At 63.4% G+C, this 5897-nt stretch carries 5 protein-coding genes and 1 pseudogene; 3 read left to right on the plus strand and 3 right to left on the minus strand.

What is annotated here, in order from left to right:
- The 3 genes and pseudogenes from ACRCSW_RS06100 to ACRCSW_RS06110 all read right to left on the minus strand — a co-directional run.
- Positions 1 to 89, minus strand: a pseudogene (locus ACRCSW_RS06100) (4-(cytidine 5'-diphospho)-2-C-methyl-D-erythritol kinase); the annotation flags it as partial.
- Positions 79 to 1800: a tetratricopeptide repeat protein gene (locus ACRCSW_RS06105; RefSeq protein ID WP_438703466.1), complete on the minus strand. Its 1722-nt coding sequence runs from the start codon at positions 1798 to 1800 to the stop codon at positions 79 to 81. The gene ACRCSW_RS06105 and the pseudogene ACRCSW_RS06100, both read right to left, overlap by 11 nt.
- A gap of 117 nt (positions 1801 to 1917) precedes the next feature.
- Positions 1918 to 3564: a 4Fe-4S dicluster domain-containing protein gene (locus ACRCSW_RS06110; RefSeq protein ID WP_438703468.1), complete on the minus strand. Its 1647-nt coding sequence runs from the start codon at positions 3562 to 3564 to the stop codon at positions 1918 to 1920.
- Positions 3565 to 3841: 277 nt separating this feature from the next.
- Here ACRCSW_RS06110 and greA point away from each other — a divergent pair, with 277 nt between their 5' ends.
- From greA to ACRCSW_RS06125, 3 genes are all read left to right on the plus strand, one after another.
- Positions 3842 to 4312, plus strand: a complete 471-nt coding sequence (greA, locus tag ACRCSW_RS06115) for a transcription elongation factor GreA (protein ID WP_438703470.1) — start codon at positions 3842 to 3844, stop codon at positions 4310 to 4312.
- A gap of 90 nt (positions 4313 to 4402) precedes the next feature.
- The gene (locus ACRCSW_RS06120) at positions 4403 to 5338 is read left to right on the plus strand and encodes a hypothetical protein (RefSeq protein ID WP_438703471.1); all 936 of its coding nucleotides are present in this window, start codon (positions 4403 to 4405) and stop codon (positions 5336 to 5338) included.
- Positions 5339 to 5511: 173 nt separating this feature from the next.
- Positions 5512 to 5897 (plus strand): redoxin domain-containing protein (locus ACRCSW_RS06125; RefSeq protein WP_438703473.1); only part of this gene is annotated, 386 nt, incomplete at its 3' end.

The following is a 5897-nucleotide window of genomic DNA, read 5'->3' on the forward strand; positions in this document are numbered from 1 at the left end:
AGATGATAGCCATCCTCGCGCCGACCCGTCACATGCAGCGCAAGATTGACCTTGGCGGGTGCGAACTCGGTAACCGCCTCAGTCGGCATTCTCGACAGCTTCGATTGCCGCTGGCGACACACCCTCATCGGCCATCACCGCGTCGAGGCCGACCTCCAGCTTTCGGCGGATTCGGGTGGCATCCTTTTCCGTCGGATCGAATGACAGCGCCCGCCGCCACTGGAACTGCGCTTCCAGCTTGCGCCCGACCATCCAGTAAACATCGCCTAGATGATCGGTCACCACGGGATCGACCGGCTCCAGCACAGACGCCTTCTCCATCGGCTCCAGCGCCTCGTCATAACGGCCCAGCCGGAAATAGGCCCAGGCGAGGCTGTCGATGATGTAGCCCTTCTGCGGATCGGCCGCGACGGCGCGCTGAATCATGCCAAGCGCTTCGTCCAGCTTCTCTCCACGATCGACCAACCCGTATCCAAGGTAGTTCAGGACCTGTGGCTGCGTCGGATTCAACTCCAGCGCCTGACGGAAGTCAGCCTCTGCGGGGGCCCAGTCCTTGCTCTGCTCGTGGCAGATGCCACGGTAGAAATAGAGCACCCAGTCATCCGGCGTTGCCTCGCCCACCAGACCAAGCGCCGCAGTATATGCGACCTCGGCCTCGTCAAACCGTTCTTCGACACGCAAGAGGTCGCCCAGCGCAAAGTGGACGGAAATCAGATCGCCATGGCTGCGCGCCAAAGTCTGCAACGCCTCCAGCGCGGCGTCGGTCTTGTCTTGCGCCTGCAGCGCCCCGGCCCGGCCGATTTCGGCCGTCACGAAAGACGGATCCTCGGGCTTGAACATCGCGTAGGTTTCGACCGCCAGATCGTGCTGGCCCAGATCCTCCAGCACGTCCGCCATCAAGAGACGCGCATCCTCGTGATCCGGTCGCAGATGGGTCGCAACGCGGGTGTGAAGCAAGGTGTAAACGGGGTCCGCATCGCCGTTCAGTACCGTCGAGACCGAGAAGAACACCTCCGCAACACCATCGCGAGCGGTTTTCACGGTGTCGAACGGTATCGGCTCACCGGCGGTAAGGCGCGCGCGCACGGCATCAACGATCGGATCCGGATCGGTGCCGTCCGACTTATCCAGAAGCGCCAGCGCATCGGCATTGCGTTCCAGCTGGCTCAGAATCTGCGCATGGGCAAAAACCCCGCGCCGCATCACGAAGATCGGCCCGGCGGCCCGACCGGACAGAATCTCGTCCGCCCCCTCGAAATCACCGACCGAGGCAAGCGCCAGCGCCTTGTGGTAATAGCCAAAGGCCTCAAGCCCCTTCGTCGCCGAGATCGCGTCGAAAGCCTCCAGAGCTTCGGACATCTTGCCCTCGCCAACCCGGGCCCACGCCACGACCAGATCGTCCACAAGCTGGCCCAGGTCCCGGCCCTTTGATGCGGCATCCAGCAGGGCCGCGTAGTCTTCCCGCTGCGCCTCTTCCGCTAGAAGTGCAAACTCGCCAAGCTGGCTCGCCTCGCCGCCCAAAGCTTTCAGCTGTTTCGCCGCCTGGGCAGCAAGGGTAAAGTCGCCAAGCCCAAGCTCTGCCAGGATCGCACCTTCCAGCAGCCGCGGATTGCCTTCGTCCGACAGGATCGCCTTGCCGTACCAGGCGGCCGCCGCGCGAAAGTCGTTCTGCGACTCCGCAACCCGCGCCGCCAGATAGGCACCGGAATCCCCATCTTCTTGAGCCCATACCGGGCTGAACGCCAAAGCTGATGTCAGTGTCAGAATGGCGGCAAGGGGGCGGAAGACGGGATGCGGCATCAGACCTCTCCGAAGGGATTTCCGGAAAGGCTACCCGTCACGGCACCGGGACGCAATGCAGGCAGGGCATTCCCGACCACTGGCAGCCGATTTGCCGGACAACCTTTTGTGAGACCGTCACATATTCGGATAGTTCGGCCCGCCGCCGCCCATCGGCGTCGTCCAGACGATGTTCTGGCTCGGGTCCTTGATGTCGCAGGTCTTGCAGTGGACGCAGTTCTGAAAGTTGATCCGGAACTTCGCCGCCGCACCCTCGCCCAGCACCTCATAGACCCCCGCCGGGCAATAACGCTGTGCCGGTTCGGCGTAGTCCGGCAGGTTCACCCCGACAGGTATCGACGGGTCTTTCAGCACCAGATGCGCAGGCTGGGCCTCGTCATGGTTGGTGAACGAATAGGCCACGTTGGTCAGCCGGTCGAACGACAGAACACCATCCGGCTTCGGATAGTCGATGACCGGAAAGTCCGCGGCCCTGCCCGTCGCCGCCGCATCGGTTTTGCCGTGCTTCAGCGTGCCGAACACGGTGAACCCCAGCGTATTCGCCCACATATCCGCCCCGCCCCCCAGAAGCGAGGCCCAGAGGCCATACCGCGACCAGAGCGGTTTGACATTCCGCACCTTCTTCAGGTCGCGCCCGATAGCCCCGCCACGAACCTCGGTCTCATAGGCCGCCAGCTCATCGCCCGACCGCCCCGCAAGGATCGCCGCATGCGCCGCCTCTGCAGCCGCTTTGCCCGAAAGCATCGCATTATGGTTGCCCTTGATCCGCGGCACGTTCACCAGCCCCGCCGAGCAGCCCAGCAACGCCACGCCCGGCGCCACCATCTTCGGGATCGACTGCCAGCCGCCTTCGCTGATCGCCCGCGCACCATAGGCCACGCGCTTGCCGCCCTTCAGAAGCTCGGCCACCGTCGGGTGATGCTTGAAGCGCTGGAACTCCATGTAGGGGTAAAGGTGGGGGTTCCGGTAGTTGAGATGGACCACAAAGCCCACATAGACCTGATTGTTCTCAAGGTGATAGATGAACGACCCGCCACCGGCATTCTTGCCCAAGGGCCAGCCCATCGTATGGGTGACCGTCCCCTCACGATGCTTCGCCGGGTCGATCTCCCAGATTTCCTTCATGCCGAGGCCGAACTTCTGCGGCTCCTTGCCCTGCGACAGATCGAACTTGTCGATCACCTGTTTCGCCAGACTGCCGCGCACGCCCTCGCTCAGGAAGACATACTTCCCCCGCAGCTCCATTCCGGGTTCATAATTCGGTCCCGGCGCGCGCGTCTCGGGATCGCGCCCGAACTCGCCCGCCACCGCACCGACAACGCGGCCATCTTCGAAGACCAACTCACTGCAGGCCATGCCGGGGAAAATCTCGACCCCCAGCCCTTCGGCCACACCCGCCATCCAGCGGCAGACGTTGGCCATCGAGACGATGTAATTCCCATGGTTCGACATGAGCGGTGGCATCGGCCAGTTCGGGATGCGGATTTTCCCTGCTTCGCCAAGAAGATAGAAATTGTCCTGCGTCACCGGCACTTTGATCGGCGCGTCCATGCTGCGCCAGTCCGGCAGCAGCGCATCCAGACCCGACGGGTCCAGCACCGCGCCCGACAGGATATGCGCCCCGACCTCCGACCCCTTTTCCAGCACCACGACGGACCGGTCCGGATCAAGCTGCTTCAACCGGATCGCCGCAGAAAGACCTGCCGGGCCTGCGCCCACGATCACCACGTCATAGTCCATTTTCTCGCGCTGGATCGCAGTCATCGCTTGTCCTTGTCTGGCGTGGTCGCCGCCTTCAAATACTGGCCTTTTGCGGCCCTTCTGTTGCCCGAAGGTTCCGCCAAGGTCAACCGTGACGCAACATCACAGCCTTGCGCGCTGATCGGTTGGAATTTTCTTTCCCGGTCGCGATCGGCCCTCACCAATCGGCGGCATCGCCTCTTGCAATTGACCCCTCCTTCGGATCAGGTGAAAGAGATACGAGCCTGAAGTCATGGTCCGCCGCCCGGTCCGTGACTTCTTCTTTTGATGTGGAAGGCCGATGGAAAAGATCCCGATGACCCGCCGCGGCTTTACCGCGCTGGATGAAGAGTTGAAACTGCTGAAAACCGTCGATCGTCCGGCCATCATCCGCGATATCGCCGAAGCGCGCGAACACGGCGACCTGTCCGAGAACGCCGAATATCATGCGGCACGCGAAAAGCAGAGCTTCATCGAGGGCCGGATCAAGGAACTCGAGGGCCTTCTGTCGCTGGCCGACGTGATCGACCCGACCCGCCTGTCCGGCTCGGTCAAGTTCGGCGCTACCGTCATCGTGGCAGACGAAGAAAGCGGCGATGAGAAGACCTACCAGATCGTCGGCGAAACCGAGGCCGACATCGAAAACGGCCTTCTCAACATCCGCTCACCGCTGGCCCGCGCCCTGATCGGCAAAGAGGAGGGCGACACCGTCGACGTAAAGACACCCGGTGGAAACCGGTCCTATGAAATCCTGTCCGTCCGTTTCATCTGATCAGGGGTGGCCCTGATGCCTCTACCCAAGGAACTGCCCAGCAAGCTACCTTTGTCCCCGGCCTCCCGTCCGGCGCAAAGCAACGGCAGCATGGAGATCGCAGCCATCGCGCTCAGCCTGGTCTGGGCCATCGCGGTTCTGGTCTACGTACTGATAGCGCCCCCGGTGGGCGAGGCGAGGATACTTGGCCTGGCCCTGACCGTGCTGATGGTCCTTCTGCCCATCGCGCTGATCTGGGCGGTGGTATTCACCCTCCGCTCCCTACGGCAGCTTCGGGCCGAGGCCGCACGGCTGCAAGCGACGGTCGATGCGATGCGGTCCAGTCAGGCTCAGGCCCAACCGTCAGGGATGAGACGCGCCGATAGGCAGATCAACGAAGCCGCGCCCGCTCCCCGGCAGAAGGAGGCCGTTCTGGCCACCTTCACCTCGCGCCGGGATGCGGGGTTGACGGTGCCGTCAGCGGATCGCAAAGCCGCCCTCGCTGTTTCCCAGTCCGAACCGGAGGCGGAACAACCGACCCTGGCACTGGGCACCCCGGCCGAGGATTTGCGCCCCCCGCTCGCCGTTGCGGATTTCATCAGGGCGATGCAGTTCCCCGAGACACCCGATGACAAGGAAGGGTTCCGCGCCCTCAGACTCGCGCTGGAAGATCGCGCCGTCGCCAAACTGATCCGTGCCGCCCAGGACGTGCTGACCCTGCTCAGCCAGGAAGGCATCTACATGGACGACCTGCAGCCCGATCTGTCCCGCCCGGATCTGTGGCGCCGCTTCGCCGCTGGCGAGCGCGGTCGAACGATTGCCGGGCTCGGCGGCATTCGCGACCGGACTTGCCTCACCCTTACCGCCGCCCGGATGCGCGAAGACCCGGTCTTCCGCGACGCCGGTCACCATTTCCTTCGCAGCTTCGACAAGACCTTCTCTGCCTTCGAACCGAACGCAACCGATGCCGAGCTGGCCGAGATGGCCGACACCCGCACCGCCCGCGCCTTCATGCTGTTTGGCCGCGTCACCGGGACCTTCGACTGAATAGCCGTTCGCGTCCCGGGGCTATCGCCGGAAAAGCATGTCGGTTCGGGCCAGTCCGGCAGACGATTTTTCCTTTCGTCACCCGAACCGCAGCCGGGGGATGAAACATCGTTCCCGGCCCGTTATGTTTGGGAAAGGTCGATGACCCTTGTCAGAACCCCAGTGAGGACCCTATGGCCATCCGCATCAACGACATCGCCCCCGACTTCACCGCCGAATCCACCGCTGGAACCATCCGGTTCCACGAATGGCTTGGCGACAGCTACGGCATCATCTTCAGCCACCCGCGCGACTTCACCCCCGTCTGCACCACCGAATTCGGCGCGGTCGCCCAGCTTGCGCCCGAATGGGCCAAACGCAACACCAAGGTGATCGGCGTGTCGGTGGACTCTGTGCCCGACCACGAAAAATGGAAGCGCGACATCGAGGCTTTCGGCGGCGCCCCCGCCAATTTCCCGATCATCGACGATACCAGCCTGACCGTCGCCAAGGCCTACGACATGCTGCCCGCCGACTATTACCTGCCGACCGAAGGCCGCACCCCGGCCAACTCTGCGAC

It is taken from the genome of Tabrizicola sp., from assembly GCF_051645465.1.
GTDB lineage: Bacteria > Pseudomonadota > Alphaproteobacteria > Rhodobacterales > Rhodobacteraceae > Tabrizicola.

What these genes read in the sequence shown, in the direction of transcription:
- ACRCSW_RS06105 (WP_438703466.1), bottom strand. Translation starts at nt 1,800, where the DNA reads ATGCCGCATCCCGTCTTCCGCCCCCTTGCCGCCATTCTGACACTGACA.
- ACRCSW_RS06110 (WP_438703468.1), bottom strand. Translation starts at nt 3,564, where the DNA reads ATGACTGCGATCCAGCGCGAGAAAATGGACTATGACGTGGTGATCGTG.
- greA (WP_438703470.1), top strand. Translation starts at nt 3,842, where the DNA reads ATGGAAAAGATCCCGATGACCCGCCGCGGCTTTACCGCGCTGGATGAA.
- ACRCSW_RS06120 (WP_438703471.1), top strand. Translation starts at nt 4,403, where the DNA reads ATGGAGATCGCAGCCATCGCGCTCAGCCTGGTCTGGGCCATCGCGGTT.